At 67.2% G+C, this 18,633-nt stretch carries 19 protein-coding genes; 11 read left to right on the top strand and 8 right to left on the bottom strand.

Annotated features, from left to right (window positions below):
• Positions 1 to 21 precede the first annotated feature (21 nt).
• Together ACFTWF_RS23540 and ACFTWF_RS23535 are read right to left on the bottom strand one after the other, a co-directional pair.
• Positions 22 to 744, bottom strand: coding sequence for a phosphonatase-like hydrolase (locus ACFTWF_RS23540; protein ID WP_378463579.1), 723 nt, complete (start codon positions 742 to 744; stop codon positions 22 to 24).
• A gap of 53 nt (positions 745 to 797) precedes the next feature.
• Positions 798 to 1,943 (bottom strand): TIGR03364 family FAD-dependent oxidoreductase, encoded by a 1,146-nt coding sequence (locus tag ACFTWF_RS23535; protein WP_378463578.1) that lies wholly within the window; start codon positions 1,941 to 1,943, stop codon positions 798 to 800.
• A gap of 747 nt (positions 1,944 to 2,690) precedes the next feature.
• Here ACFTWF_RS23535 and ACFTWF_RS23530 point away from each other — a divergent pair.
• Positions 2,691 to 3,074: a DUF6292 family protein gene (locus tag ACFTWF_RS23530; protein ID WP_378463577.1), complete on the top strand. Its 384-nt coding sequence runs from the start codon at positions 2,691 to 2,693 to the stop codon at positions 3,072 to 3,074.
• 426 nt (positions 3,075 to 3,500) lie between these two features.
• Here the strand turns inward: ACFTWF_RS23530 and ACFTWF_RS23525 are convergent, their stop codons facing one another.
• The gene (locus ACFTWF_RS23525) at positions 3,501 to 3,941 is read right to left on the bottom strand and encodes a MerR family transcriptional regulator (protein WP_378463576.1); all 441 of its coding nucleotides are present in this window, start codon (positions 3,939 to 3,941) and stop codon (positions 3,501 to 3,503) included.
• 132 nt (positions 3,942 to 4,073) lie between these two features.
• Here ACFTWF_RS23525 and ACFTWF_RS23520 point away from each other — a divergent pair, with 132 nt between their 5' ends.
• From ACFTWF_RS23520 to ACFTWF_RS23480, 9 genes are all read left to right on the top strand, one after another.
• Positions 4,074 to 4,499: an Hsp20/alpha crystallin family protein gene (locus ACFTWF_RS23520; protein ID WP_378463613.1), complete on the top strand. Its 426-nt coding sequence runs from the start codon at positions 4,074 to 4,076 to the stop codon at positions 4,497 to 4,499.
• Between the two features lie 67 nt (positions 4,500 to 4,566).
• Positions 4,567 to 4,875, top strand: a complete 309-nt coding sequence (locus ACFTWF_RS23515; protein ID WP_378463575.1) for a hypothetical protein — start codon at positions 4,567 to 4,569, stop codon at positions 4,873 to 4,875.
• A gap of 582 nt (positions 4,876 to 5,457) precedes the next feature.
• Positions 5,458 to 5,619: a DnaJ domain-containing protein gene (locus tag ACFTWF_RS23510; RefSeq protein WP_378463574.1), complete on the top strand. Its 162-nt coding sequence runs from the start codon at positions 5,458 to 5,460 to the stop codon at positions 5,617 to 5,619.
• A gap of 374 nt (positions 5,620 to 5,993) precedes the next feature.
• Positions 5,994 to 6,593 (top strand): GAF and ANTAR domain-containing protein, encoded by a 600-nt coding sequence (locus tag ACFTWF_RS23505; RefSeq protein WP_378463573.1) that lies wholly within the window; start codon positions 5,994 to 5,996, stop codon positions 6,591 to 6,593.
• A 140-nt stretch (positions 6,594 to 6,733) separates the two neighbouring features.
• A complete protein-coding gene (locus ACFTWF_RS23500) occupies positions 6,734 to 7,345 on the top strand; it encodes a phosphate uptake regulator PhoU (protein WP_378463612.1) in 612 nt (203 codons plus the stop codon).
• A 44-nt stretch (positions 7,346 to 7,389) separates the two neighbouring features.
• On the top strand, positions 7,390 to 7,770 hold the full coding sequence (locus tag ACFTWF_RS23495) for a recombinase family protein (RefSeq protein WP_378463572.1): 381 nt from the start codon (positions 7,390 to 7,392) through the stop codon (positions 7,768 to 7,770).
• Positions 7,661 to 8,335, top strand: coding sequence for a recombinase family protein (locus ACFTWF_RS23490; RefSeq protein WP_378463571.1), 675 nt, complete (start codon positions 7,661 to 7,663; stop codon positions 8,333 to 8,335). Before ACFTWF_RS23495 ends, ACFTWF_RS23490 begins: the two co-directional genes overlap by 110 nt.
• A gap of 330 nt (positions 8,336 to 8,665) precedes the next feature.
• Positions 8,666 to 9,391 carry a GAF and ANTAR domain-containing protein gene (locus ACFTWF_RS23485; protein WP_378463570.1) on the top strand — a complete coding sequence of 242 codons (726 nt, stop codon included), beginning with the start codon at positions 8,666 to 8,668 and terminating at the stop codon, positions 9,389 to 9,391.
• A 628-nt stretch (positions 9,392 to 10,019) separates the two neighbouring features.
• Complete coding sequence (locus tag ACFTWF_RS23480) at positions 10,020 to 10,262, top strand: hypothetical protein (protein ID WP_378463569.1); 243 nt, start codon at positions 10,020 to 10,022, stop codon at positions 10,260 to 10,262.
• A 48-nt stretch (positions 10,263 to 10,310) separates the two neighbouring features.
• Here the strand turns inward: ACFTWF_RS23480 and ACFTWF_RS23475 are convergent, their stop codons facing one another.
• The 4 genes from ACFTWF_RS23475 to ACFTWF_RS23460 all read right to left on the bottom strand — a co-directional run bounded on the left by ACFTWF_RS23475 (position 10,311) and on the right by ACFTWF_RS23460 (position 14,157).
• Complete coding sequence (locus ACFTWF_RS23475; protein WP_378463568.1) at positions 10,311 to 11,078, bottom strand: GAF domain-containing protein; 768 nt, start codon at positions 11,076 to 11,078, stop codon at positions 10,311 to 10,313.
• 28 nt (positions 11,079 to 11,106) lie between these two features.
• Complete coding sequence (locus ACFTWF_RS23470; protein ID WP_378463567.1) at positions 11,107 to 11,820, bottom strand: ANTAR domain-containing protein; 714 nt, start codon at positions 11,818 to 11,820, stop codon at positions 11,107 to 11,109.
• 786 nt (positions 11,821 to 12,606) lie between these two features.
• Entirely contained in the window at positions 12,607 to 13,251 is a 645-nt protein-coding gene (locus ACFTWF_RS23465) for a PAS and ANTAR domain-containing protein (RefSeq protein WP_378463566.1), read from the bottom strand.
• 558 nt (positions 13,252 to 13,809) lie between these two features.
• Positions 13,810 to 14,157 carry an Lsr2 family protein gene (locus tag ACFTWF_RS23460; RefSeq protein ID WP_378463565.1) on the bottom strand — a complete coding sequence of 116 codons (348 nt, stop codon included), beginning with the start codon at positions 14,155 to 14,157 and terminating at the stop codon, positions 13,810 to 13,812.
• 607 nt (positions 14,158 to 14,764) lie between these two features.
• Here ACFTWF_RS23460 and ACFTWF_RS23455 point away from each other — a divergent pair.
• On the top strand, positions 14,765 to 16,192 hold the full coding sequence (locus ACFTWF_RS23455; RefSeq protein WP_378463564.1) for a zinc-ribbon domain-containing protein: 1,428 nt from the start codon (positions 14,765 to 14,767) through the stop codon (positions 16,190 to 16,192).
• A 1,704-nt stretch (positions 16,193 to 17,896) separates the two neighbouring features.
• Here ACFTWF_RS23455 and ACFTWF_RS23450 read toward each other — a convergent pair.
• The gene (locus ACFTWF_RS23450) at positions 17,897 to 18,340 is read right to left on the bottom strand and encodes a pyridoxamine 5'-phosphate oxidase family protein (RefSeq protein WP_378463563.1); all 444 of its coding nucleotides are present in this window, start codon (positions 18,338 to 18,340) and stop codon (positions 17,897 to 17,899) included.
• Between the last annotated feature and the right edge of the window lie 293 nt (positions 18,341 to 18,633).

The following is an 18,633-nucleotide window of genomic DNA, read 5'->3' as shown; positions in this document are numbered from 1 at the left end:
GGAGGGGAAGTACCTGGCAGATCAGGAACGCATCGACAGCAGCAGGCGGGGAAGGTCCGCCACGCTGTCGAGGATGTGAGTGGCGCCGGCGGCGGAGAGCTGCGCGGCGTCGTGGGCCCCGGTGAGCACACCGATCGAGGCGCGGGCACCGGCCCTCAGCCCGCTGGTCACGTCCGAGGCGGTATCCCCGAGAACGACCATGGACTGCACCGATTCGGTGCCGGTGCGCATCAGGGCGGCCAGCGGCATGTCCGGATGCGGGCGTCCCCGGAGCCCGCCGTCCGGGCAGAGGACGACGTCCGCGAGGTCCTCCCATCCCAGGGCGGTGATGATCGCCGTCTGCGTCGTGTGCGCGAAACCTGTGGTCAGCGCGGTCTTGATGCCACGCTCGCGGAGCCGGGTGATGACGTCGACCGCGCCGGGGATGGCGGAGCAGTTGCCGTCCTCGACCAGTTCGGCGTAGCACCGCTCGAACTCCTTGTTCGCGGCCTGGGCCTGCTCCTCGTGTCCGCCGCTGAGGTGGCGGAACACCACGATCTTGGACTGGCCCATGGTGTCGGACACGTACTGCATCATCCGCGCCTGGTCCTCGGGGGTCTTCGACAGCCCCGCGTACCGGTCGGCGGCCTGGAAGGAGCGTTCCACCAGCCCGCTGTCTTCGACCGTGGTGCCGGCCATGTCGAAGACGACGAGGGTCACCTCCGGCTTGGTCGGTGCTGCGGCGTCGGTTGTGCGTGTAGTCATCGGTACAGTCCTCTCGGGGTTATGTGATGAGTTGTGTTGTTTAACAGGTGATTTCATGCCGGGACCGCGGCTCCATCGGATGCGAACGCGCGCTCGACGCTGGCCTCGGCCAGGCCCATGCTGGTGGTCATGCCGATTCCCGTGGTGACGGTGACGACGTGGACTCCGTCCATCGGCTCCTCGAGGAGGAATTCGGACTCGGGGGCCGAGCAGTACACCCCCTGCCACCGTTCGATGACCTCGATGTTGCTGACCCCGAACAGGTCCCGTGCCCGCTCGAGGAGGGCATCGAATCCGGCCTCCGACTGGAACGGGGAGGTGGAGACTTCGCGGACGTGGGTGTCGCCGATCAGGATCGAGCCGTCGGGCTGGGGGGTGTACATCTGGTGCAGGTCGAGATCGACGTACTCGGGATATTCCTGCTGCAATCGGTGCGCCACCGCCGCCGTGCCGGCGAGTCCCTCGAAGCCGGAGTACCGCAGCAGCGACCACCCGGTGAACAACGGCGCCGGCAGGGTGGACGACGGGGGGAGTACCGCCCGGAGCATGTGCAGCCGGCACCGCAGCAGGCCGTCGCGACTGGCGGGTTCGGGGAAGAGCCGGTCGATGTCGTAGTTGACGGTGACGAACGTGGTGCCGGCGCGCAGATCACCCCGCGTCGTGTGCACCACCCCGGGCTCGAAGCCGGATGCCGCAGTGCGCCAGAAGAAGTCGACCCCGCACGACTCCAGCCAGCGGGCAATCGAGGGGGCGGCCTGCCGGGGATCGACTTGCAGGTCCGTGGGAAGGTACATCCCACCGGTGACGCCGCCGGGTGCGATGGGTAGCCGGGCAAGGGTCTGCTCCCGGGACAATATCTCGACCTGGCTGGGGCCGCGCAGGTCGGCGAACTCCCGCATCACCGCCAACTCGTCGTCGTGGCGGGCGACGCAGAAGGTGCCCGATTCGGCGGACCAGAACCCCGCCTTTCTGGACAGGTCGAGCCAGTGCCGCCGCCCGGCTCGGGCGTAGTCGTAGGCGACCCCGGACTGGGCGGTGATGCAGGCGTGCCCGAAATTCTGGACGGACGCGCCGGAGACCCGGTCCGCGTGATCGACGACGGCGACCGAGAGGCCGCGGTTCAGAGCATGGTAGGCGTGGGCGAGTCCGACGATGCCGGCTCCGACCACGACCACGTCGTAGGTGTGTGGATTTCCCATGTCGATACTGTGATCCACACAACACCAACTTGTCAATACAAGTCGATAGTTTTCTTGACCTATCTATATAAGAAGGGTCGCTTCAGCTCGCTGCGGTTCGCTCGGATTCCTGGTACCCCGTCGTGACCGCCACCGGGTGCGGGCCGGTGGACACAGGAAACCGACAACATCCCTGTGCGTGCCTCCGTCCTGGAGGCCGCGCACCAGCGCGCCGACCTCGCTGTGGACTGGTTGCATCCCGATCCGGCCCCGGAATCCTGAAGCTGTCAGGAAGTGCAAAGTGCAGCGCTACGTCAAACCCGGACTGGCCGCCGTGCACCAGCCACAGAAACACTGTCCACCCCACGGCGCCGAGAGTAGCCACACGCCGCTGGCAACACGCAGCCATCCGGTCCCCGGCCACCCTGCCTGGCCACTACCGGACCCCCAGACGCCACGTGACCAGCACTTTCGGGTCCACTTTGCACTTTATGACAGCTTCAGGAGATCAGGGCCCTCACGGGAGGTACACACGGTCCGGTGCACCGCGCAACCCCCTCGGAGCGGCGAGCACCTCTCGCGGCACGATTTGTCCTGTATGCCCGGAGGTACGCAGCGCGGCAGTAGCAGACCCGAGGACGACCACCGGGTACCCATCCCCACCGAGGCACACGCCGTCACGGAACCGGTCGATTCGGACTTGACCAGCACCGAGGGGTACTTTCGACGTCACCGCGGGGTACGTGTTCCGCGACGGAGGTGTTCACGATGAGCGTCGGCGTCGGCGCCGGCAACGATCCGGACAGCAGCGCATATGTGTTCGCGGTCGCGCGGGCAGTGAACGCCGAGACGATCCGCCGATGGGACGAGGTCAGCTTCGATGCGGTGATCGTGGTGTCGAAGCAGTTCCGGTACTACGGCGGGCGCCGCATCCTTCTCGCCTGGAACCGGCACTTCGGGTGGTCGTTGGGCATCGAGGGACAGTGCCCCGATCGAGTCCTGATCATCTGCGGGCTCGGGCTCGGCCGGCAGCCGCAACCTGAGTGCATTGCGGATCGAACCGATGAGGTGATCGCCGATCTGCTACACCTCGAATGCCGGTCTCCGGACCGTTTTCCGGTCCCGACCGTGGTCCACCGGCGCGGCGCTTAGGGCGCTTCCGCATATCCGGGTCGGCGTAGCCGCACCGGGGCAGCGGCGCTCGTCGGCCGCATGGGTGTGGGGGCGGTGGGGACAGCTCGCCGATGCGCGACACCGCCTGCTGCCGAACACCGCCCGTCAATCGCCCGCCCCTCGTGGCTGCATCGTCGTCGGGCAGTGGGGTCGGTTCGGGCAACAGCTCATGGTTGAGCGCCTCCACCGCACATGACTCCCCGTCCCGGTCATCTCTCACGCGCTCACGCTGTTCCTCGACAGCCCCTCCGAGTCCGGTTTTCGAGGAACCGGGCCACGAGGTGGTGGGTGCACTCGGTTGCGACCCGGCCGACCGTTCGCGGCTGCCGTCTTTCAGATGCCGGTTTCACTTCAGCGGGGGTCGCCGTCGGGTCGTTTCGGGGCGGGGGCGTCCCCCGATCCGGTTCAGCCGCGGGCTGCCGGGCGCCGGCGCCGCCCGCGTCGGGTGGTCTCCGGTGCCGGTGCCGCCTGCTCGGCGGGTTCGCGGACGGGTGCGGGGGCGGCGGTGGGGTCCTGTTCGGCGCGCAGTTGCGCGTTGTCCGCTTCCAGGCGGAGGTTGTCGCGTTCGAGTTCGCCGGTACGGGTCTCGAGGTCGAGAACCCGGCCGATGCCGACGAGGTTGACTCCGGCGTCGATGAGTTCGGCGATGCGCCGCAGCCGGGCCAGGTCGAAGTCGCTGTAGCGGCGGGTGCCGCCGCCGGTGCGGCCGGGGGTGATCAGTCCGTAGTCCTCGTACAGGCGCAGCGCCGCGACCCCGAAACCGGACAGCTCGGCAGCCACAGAAATTCCGTAAACTCCACGCACCGATGGCGATTCGGAATCCCGACGATCGGAGTCTTCCGGCATCTTGTCGCTCCGATCGGGATTTTTCTCGCACATTCTCTTGCCATAGTCTACGGCAGATGCTATAACGAATCTACAGCATCTGTAGGAAGTTTACCTGATGGGATGAAAGGATTCTGGAGGTAGGTGGACATGATGTTGATGCGCACGGATCCGTTCCGCGATCTGGACCGACTCACCCAGCAGATCCTCGGTACCGCGGCCCGTCCGGCGGTGATGCCGATGGACGCCTGGCGGGAAGAGGACCGATTGGTGGTGGAGTTCGATCTGCCCGGAGTCGACGCCGACTCGCTGGATCTGGACGTCGAGAAGAACACCCTGACGGTGCACGCCGAACGGGCCGCACTGAACGAGAACCGGGAGATGGTCGCCGCCGAACGCCCGCGCGGGGTGTTCAGCCGGCAGCTGTTCCTGGGGGAGAACCTCGACGTCGACAAGATCGAGGCGAACTACGAGGCCGGGGTGCTGCGGGTGACGATCCCGATCGCGGAGCGGGCCAAGCCCCGCAAGATCGAAATCAGCAGCAACGGTCGTTCCGAACAGAAGGCCGTCACCGCCTGACCCGACTGGATGACACGACCGGCTGCACCTGACCGAGGTCGACGGTGTGGGAGGGGGTGAACAGACGATGACATCGACACATATGGTCGCCGAGGTGAACGCCACCGACCCAGGGGAGCCCGCCGAACGCGAGACGGTGTGGCCGTGGCACGAGCTGGACTACGCACTGCTCGTAGCTGATTCGGACCGCATCCTCGCCGACGCGCTCACGCCGCAGGCCGTGGTCCTGCTCCGCCGGGTGGCCACCGCACCGGCCGGACCGCCGCGTTCGTCTCCTCCCGCTCCGGTGTGGTGGACGGCGCTCGCCCCGCCGCTGCCCGAGATCCGCGCCACCCAGCGCTCACCACCGACACCGGAAAGGCCGAGCACCGTCTGAGATGGCGAAAGGAGTGAGAAACCAGAGAAGGAACCAACGGACGGGGTTCCGCCGCCGCCTCCCTCACCTGTCACTGTTTCGCGGTGCGGCGCGGCGGACCCCCGGGGGCACATCCGCCCGCCGCCGATCCCCGAGACGAAAAGTGAGGGCGCCGACCGAGAATCCGAGCATGCGTTCGGGAGCGGATTCGACCGGGGCGCAGCGCCAGTGACTGGCACCCGCAGTCTCGTCGGCCGTCCGGGCGGGCAGTGCCCACCCCCAGTGAACCCAGCGCCGGCGACGGCGTGAGAACGCGACCGGAGGATACCGCGGATGGAATTGAGGACTCCGTCGCGCGAGTGTCTTAACTGACCTGATCGGAAGTCCTTCGCGCCCTTCCGAACCCGACCTCCGTATCGAGATCGCATGCGCCGCCGGGATTGCACGAGTCCGACGATGGCGCGCGACGCCTGCCGGCGGGCCGTACAGCCGACCAGCGGGGGCGGGTCCCCCTGGTGCGGGCCGGGCCCGCCCCGCCCTGGTGGTTCCGGCATCCCGAGCCCGGAACCACCGGTTCTCGTGTCCCCCGAATGAGGCGAGGTGATGGCCACCGAACGCGATCCCTACCGGGTGCTGGGCCTGTCCCCGTCGGCATCCCAGGCCGACATCGCCAGCGCCTACCGGCGGCTGCTGCGCCGCCGCCACCCCACCCGCACCCCCATCGGGCCGACCCGGCGGCGGACGAGCACCTCCAACACATCCTGACCGCCTACGCCCAGCTCCGCGACACCGCACACCGCACACCGCGCCGACCACGACCAGGCAGAAGCCCACCGGCAAGACCCCGAGGCGGTAGTACCCGAACCCGGGGACGGCCCGGGCGAACACCTCCGGCCGCGGCTACAGCTGTCATTCACGTGCACCCCGGCGCGGCGACAATAGGAGACCGCCGGGCTCGGTGAACGGACGATCCCCGTACCTGATCATCGTGGGTTGTCCTTTCGGCCCGTGGGTACACCGCCCACGGGAAAGGAAGTGGCGACTGTGAGTGAACCTGCCGATCCGGAGGACCTGACCCGCCAGATGGCGCAACTCGCCCGCGAGTCGTCCCCCACGACCTCGATCGCACCCTGCGCGGGGTGACGGCCGCCGCCGTCGCCTCGGTGTCCGGCGCCGACAGCGCCGGCATCCTCGTCGTCAAATCGAAGAAAACCTTCGCCTCGCACGCGGGCACGTCGGAACTGCCCGAACAACTCGACGCTGTCCAGGAAAAGCTCGGCGAAGGCCCCTGCGTGGAGGCCGCACTCAACGCCATGGTGGTCCGCTCCGACGACTTCCGCACCGAACCACGGTGGCCGAACTTCGCCCGCGCCGCCGTCGACGCCGGCGTGCACAGCAGCATGTCGTTCCAGCTCTACACCCAACGCGACAGCATGGGCGCACTCAACCTCTTCTCATTCACCCCGCACGGATTCGGCGTCGAGGACGAGGCGATCGCCGAAGCCCTCGCCGCCCACGCCGCGATGGCCCTGAGCGCCGCACGCCACCACGAACAATTCCGGTCCGCCCTCGCCTCCCGCGACATCATCGGTCAGGCCAAGGGCATGATCATGGAACGCTTCGCCGTGGACGCGGTCCGCGCGTTCGAGATGCTCGCCACACTCTCCCAGGACAGCAACACATCGCTGACGGTGGTGGCCGAGAAACTGGTCGCACTCGGCCCCGAACCACGCTCCTGACCTGCGCACCACACTACGGTCCCGAACGAGGGTCGAAGTCGGTGTGCGGGTCCGGGTTCCGCTGCCGGCTCGCGTGCCGTCGCTGATCCCGTCCCACCCGCAGAGGTACCACCCCCGTGCTCATGGGTGATGGTGAGCAGATGCGGACGAAGTTTCACGACCAGCTCGACACCCTCTTCGACCAGCTCACCACGATGCGCCGGCTGGCCGGTGACGCCATCACCACGGCCACCGACGCCTTCGGCGCTGCCGATCTGACCGCCGCGGAGAAGGTCTTCGCCGTCACCGAGCGGATCGGTGCCGTGCGAGGGCCGTGTGAGGACCAGGCGATGGCCCTGCTGGCGTTGCAGGCACCCGTCGCCCGGGACCTGCGGCAGGTCGTCACCGGTGTGTTCCTGGTGTCGGACCTGAGCCGGATGGGCGGTCTCGCCGAACACATCGCCGAGAGCGTACGCCGACGCCACCCCCACCCGGTAGCCCACGGCCGGACGCAGCACCTTTCTCATCCAGATGGGACGCCTCGCCTGCGAACTCGCCACCGCCGCCTGGCTCTCGCGCTCGACGTCACCGACAACCGCCTCGACGACCTGCATCGCGACCTTCCTGGACTGGCACCGATCCTTCGCATCCCCCTCAGGCGAAGTCACCGGTGCAGTGGCCCCCGCCAGCCGAACATCTCAGATCCCCCTGACGGGGGCTCCCACGTGCGGTTCCGACGGAGAATATTGCCCCTGTTCTCGGCCTGCCAATGACACGCGGAATGTCGGAAACCCTCATCTAAGGGTATTTTCGACACATGTTGATCGGCTACGCCCGTGTCTCCAGCGCAGACCAGAATCCCGACCATCAGGTCGACGCGCTGCGTCGCGCAGGGGTGGCCGCCGCGGACATCCACGTCGACCACGCGGGCGGGGCGAAGGCGTCACGGCCGCAGCTGGACCTGGTGCTGCAGCTGCTCCGCGACGGGGACATTTTGGTGATCACCCGGCTGGACCGGCTGGGGCGGTCGATGCTGCACCTGATCACCCTCGGCGCCGACCTGCGTGAGCGGGGGATGGGCCCTGCAGGTGCTCGAGCAGGGCATCGACACCGCCACCGCCGAGGGCCGCGCCATGTTCGGGATGCTGTCGGTCCTGGCAGAATTCCAGCGCGAGCTCATCGTCGCGAACACCCGTGACGGCCTGGCCGCGGCGCGGGCCCGCGGCCGGAAGGGCGGCCGACCGTCGAAGCTCAGCTCCGCTCAGATCGCCCTCGCGCAACGCCTGTACGACGCGGGGGAGCACACCGTCGCGCAGATCGCCGGCATGCTGAAGGTGCCGCGCACCACCGTGTATGGGCATCTGAACACACGGCGCGTGGACATCGCCCCGGTCACGCAGGAGACCGTCGTGGCCGCCGATCCGCCTGCGCCGGTGCTGACGCCGCGTACGTGCCCGACCTGCGGGCACGAGCCCACCACACGCGCCGAGGCAGCGCACCAGCGCGCGGACCTCGCCGTGCTGTGGCTCCACCCCGACCCGGAGCAGCGCGAGACGGTGATCAGTCGACAGCACTGCCGTCATTGCGAACCCGGACAACCAGCGTTCGACGTTGCGTGCGCCGTGTGTGGCGACGGGCCCATCCTCGCCGGCCGTTTCGCTGAGCTGGCCGAGACCGGTGAGCTGGCCGGGCCGGTTCGACACTGGCTCGCCGGCGCCGGATGGACCATCACGCCCGATCTCTTCTGCCCGGATCACGCATGAGACGTCACAGGTCCCCAGCACGATGACGAGCCGGATCCGAAGACCCCGCAATACTGCAGGTTTCGAATATCGCCCTACGGCCGGTCACATGGGGCCTATGTGCAGTAGCGGAAACAGCACCCTCCCGGATCGGACGCCGGTACTCGCGGAGCCCCGATGACGATTCGCGTGCGGTCCGGGGGAGTTCCCGGTGGGGTGCTCGACGTCGGCGTAGGACGATTCCCCCGAACCGGACGTTGCCCGGAGGATCACCCTTCCGAGGGCTCGGAGTAGCGGTGTTCTGCGGTGTTCAGGGCTTGAATCCTGATCCGGTAGTGCGACGATAGGGGTATGGACGGGTCCGCCCGCGGTGGTGCGGAGAGTGGGACGTTCGAGAGGCGGCTGAGGGACGAACTCGAGCAGATCGCCCGTGAGCTGCGGGCCGAGCACGCCAGCATCCAGGGCACCCTGGAGGTGATCACCCGGGCGGCGGTGGAGGTGGTGCCCGGCGCCGAACACGCCGGGATCACCCTGGTGCGGAAGGGGCGGCGGTTCGAGTCGCGGGCGGCGACCTCGCCGCTGCCGCACACCATCGACGACCTGCAGCACCGGCTCCGGGACGGCCCGTGTCTGCAGGCGATCTGGGAACACGAAACCGTGCTGGTGCCGGACATGAGCGCCGAATCGCGGTGGCCGCGGTTCGCCCCGGCGGCCGCGGCGGCCGGGGCGCGGTCGATGCTGGCGTTCCGGCTCTACACCACCGAGAACACGATGGGCGCGTTGAATCTGCACGCCAGCCGGGTCGGCGCGTTCGACGACGCCTCGATCAGTGTGGGGGGAACCCTGGCGACGCATGCGGCGATCGCGTTGATCGCCACCCTGCGTGAGCAGCAGTTCCGGGATGCGCTGGCATCGCGGGATGTGATCGGTCAGGCCAAGGGGATGCTGATGGAACGCCACGGCATCGACGCCGATCAGGCGTTCGCCCGGCTGACCGCGCAGTCGCAGCGTGCGAACTTGCCGCTCAACGAAGTCGCGTTGAAGACGGTCGAGAACGAGCACGCCGCCCACCAGTAAGAAGATCGTCGCCGATCCGTGAGCGTGGTGTTCGCTTTCGGTGAAGCGTCAAGTGAGCGGAAGCGGGTTCCGCGACCGGGTCGCGCGCGAGGCGTGGGGGACGACGAGTTGCCGGTCGCGCGCGGCGGGGCGGCCCCTTCCGGGAACCGAGTGGGTGCGGTTCACGGAGAGGGTCCGGCTGCAGCGCGGGGGCACCAGTATCCGGGCTGCACCGGTAGGACGCGAGTACCCGCCGCGCCCATCGAGTATGCAGTCGCGCGACCATCTGCACGGTGGGCCCTCGGTGATGCCTGCCCCCTTCGTGCCACCGCTCGTCGTACCCGGTCACCGGCTCTGCAATCGCGCCTGCGGTGTGCTGTGCACGGTCGCGGGGAACTCGGGCGGCTATGGGCCCCCACGCCGCCGACGACGCCACGGCCACGGTGGGTGGGAGGTTGCTGCGACTTGCCTCCGACCGCGACATCGACCACCTCTCCCGGGAAATCTCCTGGTTGTGCAGCCGGCCCAGCCACGGCGAGGGCGACACGTCGCCGTCGTACGCGACCGTGCTGGAATGGGTCGTTGCGTCGATCGTCGAGGTGGTGCTCGCGCGTCTCGGCGGGGTCGGGCCGGGCGAGATGTTCTGGAGGTGCGAGGGCAGGACGGCAGCACCATCGACCTGGACGCGTTGCCGGCGTCGGGACGGTGGGTGCTCTCGATCGTGGCGGCGTTCTTGGCCGAGTACACCTTCGAGGGGCGGCGGCAACTCGCCGCCGCCACCGCACATCCCGACCCGTACCGGCGCGCGGAACTGCTCACCGACACCCTGATATGGCTCGACTATGTCCTGCGGCTCGATCTGCTCGACCCACCGGATGTTCCCACCCGGTGAGCAGCAGGAGGGGTATGTGGTCCATGGCGGGCGCCGCCCGGCGAGGTGTCAGTCCGCGCCCTGAGCGGGTGTCTCGGCTCCGCGTAGTTCGGTGGGGTGGATCGCTCCGTCGGTGATCGACCGGACCAGCGCCCGCAGCGGAACCCCTGCAAGCCGGGCATGGTCGTCGATCATCGCCCGCGCCTGCCCGGGGGTGATGTCGAGGGTGCCGGCGACGATCCCGGTGGCCTGGCCCACGTGCACACGGTCGTTGAGCAGGGCCAGTGTCCGCTCCGACAACCGGCCGGCGCGATGCTCGCCGCGCTCCTGCGTCAACTCCAGCACCGCCAGATCCGCGAGCACACCGGCCCGCCGGTGCTGTTCCGGGTCGAACGTGGTGGGTTCGGTGAACAGGATGTTGAGCCCGCCGACCGTGTGCCGGTCGAGGATCATCGGCACCGCGAGGATGGCCCGGTAGCCGATCTCGGTTGCCACGGTGCGGAATTCGGGCCACCGGTCGGCGTCGCCGGTCGCCAGATCGGGGACGGCGATCACCTCGGAGGTGCGGATGGCGTCGGCGCAGGGTCCGCTCTCGCTCTGGGACTGCAGCAGCTCCACCAGGCGGGCCCGCTCGTCCGAGGCCGCCACCACCGCCAGGCCCCCGCGGGGGTCGACGATCATGATTCCGGCCGCGGCCGCCGACAACAGGTCGGCGCTGATCTCGGTGATGCGGTAGAGCACCGCGCCGATGTCGGTGTGCCCGTCCACGAGCGCACCGGTGATCTCCGAGACGGCGTCGATCAACGGTGACGGCGTTGCCGATGTGTTCTCGGGCATGCGATCACCTTCCTTCGTATCCATGTTCTCACTCACCCGGTTCGGTGACGTCGATGCGACGAGCGATGACGTCGCGGGCACTGTCGAGGACCGACGCGCCGCGTCCGAAGGCGTGGGCGCGCAGCCGGACGAAGGCGTCGGCCAGACTGATGCTGTGGCGGGCGGCCAGGATGCCGGTGGCGATGTGCACGTCGTGGTAGGAACCGGTGCGGCGGAGCCAGTCCTGCCCGGTGGCCTCGGCCCGGTCCGCCCGTGCCAGCAGCGCCAGGGCGATCAGGTCGGCGAGGGTGGCGGCCTCGGCGACGGTGCCCGCCGGCAGTGCCCCCGGGGTGCGCCGATACAGATCCAGGGTGCCCAGTGCGATGGCGCCGAGTTGCAGCGGAAACGCGAACATCGCCGCCGCCCCCGCCGCCTGCGCCGCTTCGGCGAAGATCGGCCACCGGGAATCCGCGGCCGGAAGGTCGTCGACCAGCACCGGGGTGCCCTGGGTGAAGGCCTGTATCCCGGGTCCTTCGCCGAGGGTGTACTGCTGGTCCTCGAGCAGGCCCGCCCATTCGGCGCTGGCCCCGAGCATGTCCTGGGCGGACGCGGTCGCGCGCAATGTCACTGTCGCCGCGTCGATTCCGTCCAGGATGTCCACACAGTTGCGGCACACCGACCGCCCCCAGGTTCCCTGTCCGGGGGTGCCGGCGGCGTCCGCGACCGCCCGCCACAGCGCACTGCGCCGATCCTCGTCCACCACCACCCCTGTCCTGTTGTCGTCACCGCCGCGCGTCCCCTGGGCCCACCGTTCTCGTGGGGTCGCTGCTTGTCGAACTGCAGCCGCGAGAAGAACCTCGGCCTGTCACTGGCGAGTGCCCTGCCGGCGTGCCACCTACACGCGCCCACACCCTCCACCGGTGGTCGTCGACCCGAGTCGCCGATTCGACGGGACGCGGACAGTCGTCGGGCTCAGTGCGCATGGTCGGCGCCGTCCCCAGACCCTCACGGCTGGCTCTCCGTCGAGTCCACGGAAGCATCGGGTGCCGGGCAGGGCCCAGGGAGTGAGTCCGCGCCGGGGACTGCCGGCGGGAGGTCGATCTGCTCGAGTTGCCCTCCGGCGCTCTCGTATACCCCTGCGTCGTACCCCTGCCCGCGTATCCCGGCGCAGACCCGGAACGCCTCGTCCCGGTCCGTGTACACGCCGAATTCGACGAGAGCTTTGTGTTGTCGGTAGCAGACGTGGTAACGCGCGGACATGGATCGATTGTGTCACTCTCGCAGGGGTGTTCGTCACCGCTGGTCGTCCGTGGGGCCGTCGGCCTCGACCGGCAGCGATCGAGTGGGGTGCCCCACGGCACCGGAGGAGGGGCGCGACGAGATCACCCGGCTCACACGAGTTGCCGAGATGTCCACGCCCCGGCTGGGACCCGGTCGGATCCGAATCTCGGCGGGCGTGTCCTCGCCCCACACACCCCTTCTCGCGAAACACCTCTGACCGGCAGTGGGATCGGGGTGGTCGGTTCGCACCTGCATGCAGAACCGACCGCTACCGGGGGGTGCGATGGGTGGTGAGCAGCAGGTGGTCGAACCGGGCCCGCACCTGATCGGGCAGCAACGCGGCGGTCGCCACGGCGGCGACCAGACGTTCGGCGACGACGCGGAGTTTGGTGTTGGTCTGCTGCGAATGCCAGGTCAGGACGTCGAAGGCGCGGTCGGCGCAGATGCCGTAGGCGAACATCAGCATGCCCTTGGCCTGCTCGATCACCGCCCGGGACTTCTCCAGTTCGGCGACCACCCCGTCCACCGACTCCTGCACATCCTGCTCGACGGCCGCGGTGACGTCGATGTAAAACCCGGACGTGCCGATCACCTGACCGTGCTCGCCCAGCATCCGGTCGCCGACGACGACGATGTGACGGACGCGGCCACTGGTGTCGAGGATGCGGTGTTTGCTGCTGAACGGCTCACCGTCCCGGGTGGTGCGCTCGAGGAGCGCGGTGACCGCCATCTTGTCGTCCGGATGTTTGTGCGAGAGCAGCAGTTCGGTGGTCGGGGTGACCTCGCCGGGGGTGTAGCCGTGCATGACGGCGACGGTGTCGGACCATTCCCAGCGGTGCCCGTCGAGGAAGAACCGGAAACTGCCCACCCGCTGCGGAGCACCGGTCTCGACGACCGCGTCGAGTTCACACATTGCGATACCTCCCCGGCCCAGCGCATCTGAGCCATCGACATCCATGGCTGCCGCGCGGGCTCGGCGGACACCGAAAAGTCTGCCACACCCGCTCCGAGCGGCCGCGACGCTGCCCGAACCACACCGGGCGGCGGCGGTGCCCCATCAGCACGCTGCATTCACCCACCGGTCGATACAACGATGGTTCACGGGCTGGCCGACTGGTCTTCTATGCCGGGACTACGCATCAACGACGGCGGGCGGCATCCGCGTGTCGCTACCATCACCTGCCAGTTCGAGTGGCGTCACCGAAGGAAAGCCGCCGACACCTTCCCCGATGTCAGCGGCTCCTCATCCCTTCCCGAGCACGCTTCGCAATGAAGGTCTGACCCGGTTCGGGGTGACAGTGACGCCATATCGCCTCTCGGCAAGTGGTCGCTCGCAGCGACTTTTCTGGTGTGGTACCCGGGGTATGCGCGCCACCGTCAGCTCCCTCAACGAAAGACCATCCGGGGATATTCCGCGCGCGGCAGGTGATCCCCGCGCGGGCACGGACCAGGTGCGGGCCCCCGAGGGTGGTCAGTGGGCGTCGCGGAAGGCCTGCTCGACCTCGGCGGGGATGCGGCCGCGGGCGGACAGCTCGTAGCCCTGCTCGATCGCCCAGGCGCGGATCTTCGTGGCCTCACCCCGCGGCCGCTTCGCAGCAGGAGAGGTGGCCGACCGGTCCACGCGATGGTTACGGCCGCCGACCCGGGTCGAATAGGCGATGTAGTAGTCGAAGATCTCGCGGAGCTCCCTGGCATGCTCGTCCTTCAGGTCGATCACGTACTCCACCCCGTCGACCGCATAGCTGATGCTCTCGCCGTCCTCACCGAAAACGGTGCCGTCGATGTCGTCGACCAGCTCCACTACAACCTTGCGTGCCACAGCTTTCACCCCTCGAGGTCTTCGATACGGACCACATGACAGTACTGACCGGCTTCCCGCGCCTGCGGTACCGGAGGTCACGGAAAACATCCGCGGCCAGGAGAGGGGAGTGCGTCGGCGACACTCCGCAGGACCTGCGGCGACACGCCCGAGGTTCGGCGGTGTTGTTAGGCTCAGCGATGCCCGCGCGGGCATCGCTGCTGGTCACGACCCTTACAGCCGCACGTGCGTCCTCGGAATCTGATCTACCGTGCGCAGTCATGACGAACTTCCTCGCCCGGTACGGCGACGCCCGGGAAGCCGCCCCTGCCGAGGCGGGGATACCGCTGCCGAGATCGACGTGTCCTCGAAGTTCCTCGGCCCGGTCGCCGGCGTTCTGATGCTGCTGGGCGCGGGCGTCGCCGTGGTCGGGTCCCTCTCGTCCGGGTGGTCGGCCGGATGACCGTGCGCCCTGAAGGCACGGTGCTTCTCGGCGGCGTGGGAGCGTTCGTCAGCGGGTTCATGGGCTTGCTGACGTAAACGCCCCGGGCACGCGATCAGAAGTGAGGCGGGTGCCGGTGATGCCCGAGAAGTGCTGTTACCGAAGAGCGAGTCTCGAGGGGGGCGTGTGCGTTTCAAAGACAAACACCCAGAACTGTTCCGCCAGCTACATCCGACCCGCAACACCGGGGTCGATCTCGACTCCACCACGAACTCGTCCCACGAGATGCTGTGGTGGCGCTGCCCCGCCGGGCACGAGTGGCGGGAAACCCCGCTGCAACGCCGATCACCCGCCGCGTGGAAGAACGGGGACCTGCACGCCTGCCTGTACTGCGTCGCCCCGGGCTGTCTTGTCTACAGTTGCGGCCATCGGCGGTTCCAGCCCTCCGAATCGACCTTCCGGGTGCTCGCCGACCCGTGCCGCAAATGCGAGGTCACCGAGCACGCACGCCTGATCCTCGACAGGCTCGACGAGTCCGCGGCCGCCGCGGTCCACCTCCTCGACACCAGTGCCCACTACGCCCTGTTCCGCGCCACAGCCGCCGACACCGCCCCGTGGTGGGAAAAGATCTTTCCGCTGGTGGAGGCGTACTTCGTGCGGATGGTCAGCGTGTACGTCGCCCTCGCGGCCGTCGAGCACCGCCCTACGCTGAGCTGTTCGACCTCACACCTGCTCGGCGCGTGCATGCTGCGGATCCTCGACGCGCTGCCACCGGCCTGCCGGGAGGAGATGCACAGGGCGGTGCCGGACGATGCCGGCCACTTCCGGTCCACGTATCTTCCCGGCTGGCACGACAGCGAGATCGGGTGGGCGCTGACGAAGCTCGGCTTCGACATCCGAGATACATCCCTGGACGACGATATCGAGCGGCGCCTGCAGTTCTGCGAGCAACAACGCTTCACCGCGACCGGGGAGCTGCCCCCGGTCCACCTCGCCGACAGGCACTATCCCCCGTTAACCCACCTTCCCCGGGACCGGGAGAACGGGGCCTCATCCGAGCTGAGAGGCTTTCGTCCGAAGCAGCCCGCACCGCGCATCACCGCGGTCCGGGTCAGGCTCGGCGACTCCGCCCCAGCCGACCCCGACGACCCCCTGGGCCGCACCCACGTCGGGTACGCCCCCGAGCTTCCGCCGCAGGAGTTGTGGGAGCGCGGACGTGGGGTGTGGAAACTGCGGGCCGATCACGTCGCCGCCTCGTCGATCGTCCTCGTCGTGTTCGACAGGACCGTGGTGCTGGTCGCGTCGATTGCCGGGCTGACCGTGCACCGCGGCGGCCTGGCCATTCTCGGTGAACCACTCACCGATCACTTTCTTCTCGGCACACACGACCCGCTGCACACCCCGAATCAGGGCTCATGGCGTCATCCATCGCGAGGCCCGGGCACCACAGCCGTTCGGCACCGTGGCGACCCGCGCCAAATCGGAAGTAGGTCTAACTCCGTCTCGGTTGCGGACTTTGTGCACGCCAAAATGATTCGCCAGTCAACGCGTTACCCCCCAGTCCCCACGCCAAGCGAGTGGGCAACAAAAGACCGGATGAGGCGGACAGGGTGACGAACTCGTCGATCTCGACTTCACGGTGCGGGGGCTCCCCTTGGAGGACACGAAAAGGTAGGTACCCACCAGCGCAGGCACCTGACTTCGCAACGGCGTCAATCATCACCCCCTCGTTTCGCGCCGGACTTAACAAGGGAGGTACGTGTGCGCCATCAGGCGTCTGCTGGAAAGGTGCCATCCACGCTTCACCGACCATCACGACGGCATCTGCGTCAACTTCCAAAGCCGTTCGCGATATTGCCGCAGATATCGCATGCTTGCCCTGACTGTCGAGGGCCACATGGGTTTGTGCGTCCACGCGGAATCCCTTACGGAAGTAAAAGCTGAACCAGCCATGATCCTGTCCAGACTGGAGAATTGCTCGTGCTAATTCAGCGTAGTACGCGACCAACTTGTTAAGTTGCTCGCTACTTTGGAGCTCTTCCATCGCTTGTGGAGCCTCGGGGAGGACCCCATATACGCCAGTTTCATGGACCATTTCAGCGATTTCCGGATCATATTCTGTTTTCCAGTTTCGATACTCCTTCACCTCACTACCATCCGATAACCGAACTCGGGTGATTCGGTGATCTCGCGTGGACGCCATGCACGGCAACCGTCCATCCAGTGGCAAGACGTCAAGCTCTTCGCGTTTCCACTCAGACCCTTCGCCCCCAGTTGCTCGCGACAACCGAACAGTTCTCATCTCCATGAGAGCGTGACATCTTGAAAGTACGGAGTTTAGACGCCCATACGAGTGCGCCAAGAGGGAGAGGAGTTCGTATTCCGGCATCTTCTCGTCTACCCATCGGTGCTCGAAAAGCACGCTAGCGTTCTGGCGAACACTCATCGGGAGATCCAACTCGTGGAGTTCTTCCAGTACCTTCTGGATTGTCAGTTCGACGGGTACATCCACCGGGGTTTGGGCATCAGAAGTGGGGCTGGAGTCAAGAAGCTTTTCCCAGGTAATCTGCTCTACAGCAACCGCGGCTGCTTCCGCCTCATAGGAAGGAATCAGGGTCACCTTGAATCGAGACAACGTTTTCAGATCGCCCTGTTTAACAATCGTGTTCCTCGCGTTGAGGCTCCAACGCAGGACTGGATCCGTCCTCATTTGTTCTTGTTCTTTTAAGTACCATCCCTCAAAATCTTTGATTCGCGATTTTGCGGATTGAAGTGCGAATGTGACATTTCGAAGGGCCTGGATAGCGGAATTTAAACCATCTCGAAAGTCATCGGGGTTGTGATATGAATCGGCACATTCATGCCAGCGACGGTGCGCTTCGCGGAGTCTATTTTCCGCAGCTTCAATAGGGCATCCCTCTGGGCAATGCCTATATTCGTGCTCACACCATGAGGCGCGTTTGATGATGTGCTCGGGCATTCCGTGAATGTACCGCCTGGCAGTGGCGTCACCCGATGGCGTTACCCAATTGCGAGCTGCTTACTTTCAGCGTTTCTCACGCCGCGACGTTGCGGACGTGGACTTGGTGCGCCTTCGTCAGCCGTCACCGACTGCCTCCAAGAGGCAAAACAGTAGGCTGAGCGCCGTTCTGCGGTCACCAGGGATCGTTTTGGCCATGGCTTATACCGGAAACTTCCAACTCGACGGCGGGAATCACACGTTCGCCTCACACCGGGTGGATCAGACTGACACCGCACCCGGTTGCGGTGCCCGGCGATGTCTGTCCTTGAGCGACCCGCGCTCGGACCGGAGCACAGTCAACGCTGGTCTCCCTCCGGACGAAGCAAAGTCGTTCTCTGCCCCTGCAGCGATGCGATATCGATCACCAGGTAATAGTCCGTGGAAGCAACCGTCCAGGGCGCGTATGCGGGGTCGTCGAAACCGTCCAGGCCGACCGTGCCCGACACCAACCGGGATTGACCGATCGCGAGAACCGTCCACCCCGACCGCGTCAGCGACGCGAACGACCCGGCCTCGAACGCCACCACGATGCCCTCGAAGCGTTCGAACCACGGATTTCCACCGGTCGGGATCACGATCTCCCCGTCCGGGGCGGCGAAGGTCACCGGCCGCACCGCCGGCAATGCGTCCTCGGTGTAGACCAGCTGGCCAATCGGAACCGACCGCAGAAGGCGCAGGCACTCCCCAAGGGTGAGAGGCCCATCCGTGGTGATGTGCGCCGCCTCCTCGCGAGGATCCATGGTCGCCTGTCCTCACCCCCCTCCGACGGATCCAGCATCATCCGCCTGCACTCCGCCAAGACAGGGGACAAAGTCATCACTTCGTCTCAGGTGCGCAGCCGGTGGGGGAGTGGACCGTCATGGACGGCTGATGTTCCTGCGGCGGCTCACTCTGGCGGCCCGGGGGACGGGATGTGAACGGGCTTCCCTCATCCGGCGGCGCGGCAGCGTCGGTGTTGATCAGGTGCCCGGCGCGTTGACTGTCCTGCCTCCCGCACCTCTGGCGAATCATCAGCGGTATGTCGCAGGTCAGC

This window comes from Rhodococcus sp. NPDC056960 (assembly GCF_042674125.1).
Taxonomy (GTDB): Bacteria; Actinomycetota; Actinomycetes; order Mycobacteriales; family Mycobacteriaceae; genus Rhodococcus_F.
This window is presented reverse-complemented; position numbering and strand designations above follow the sequence as displayed.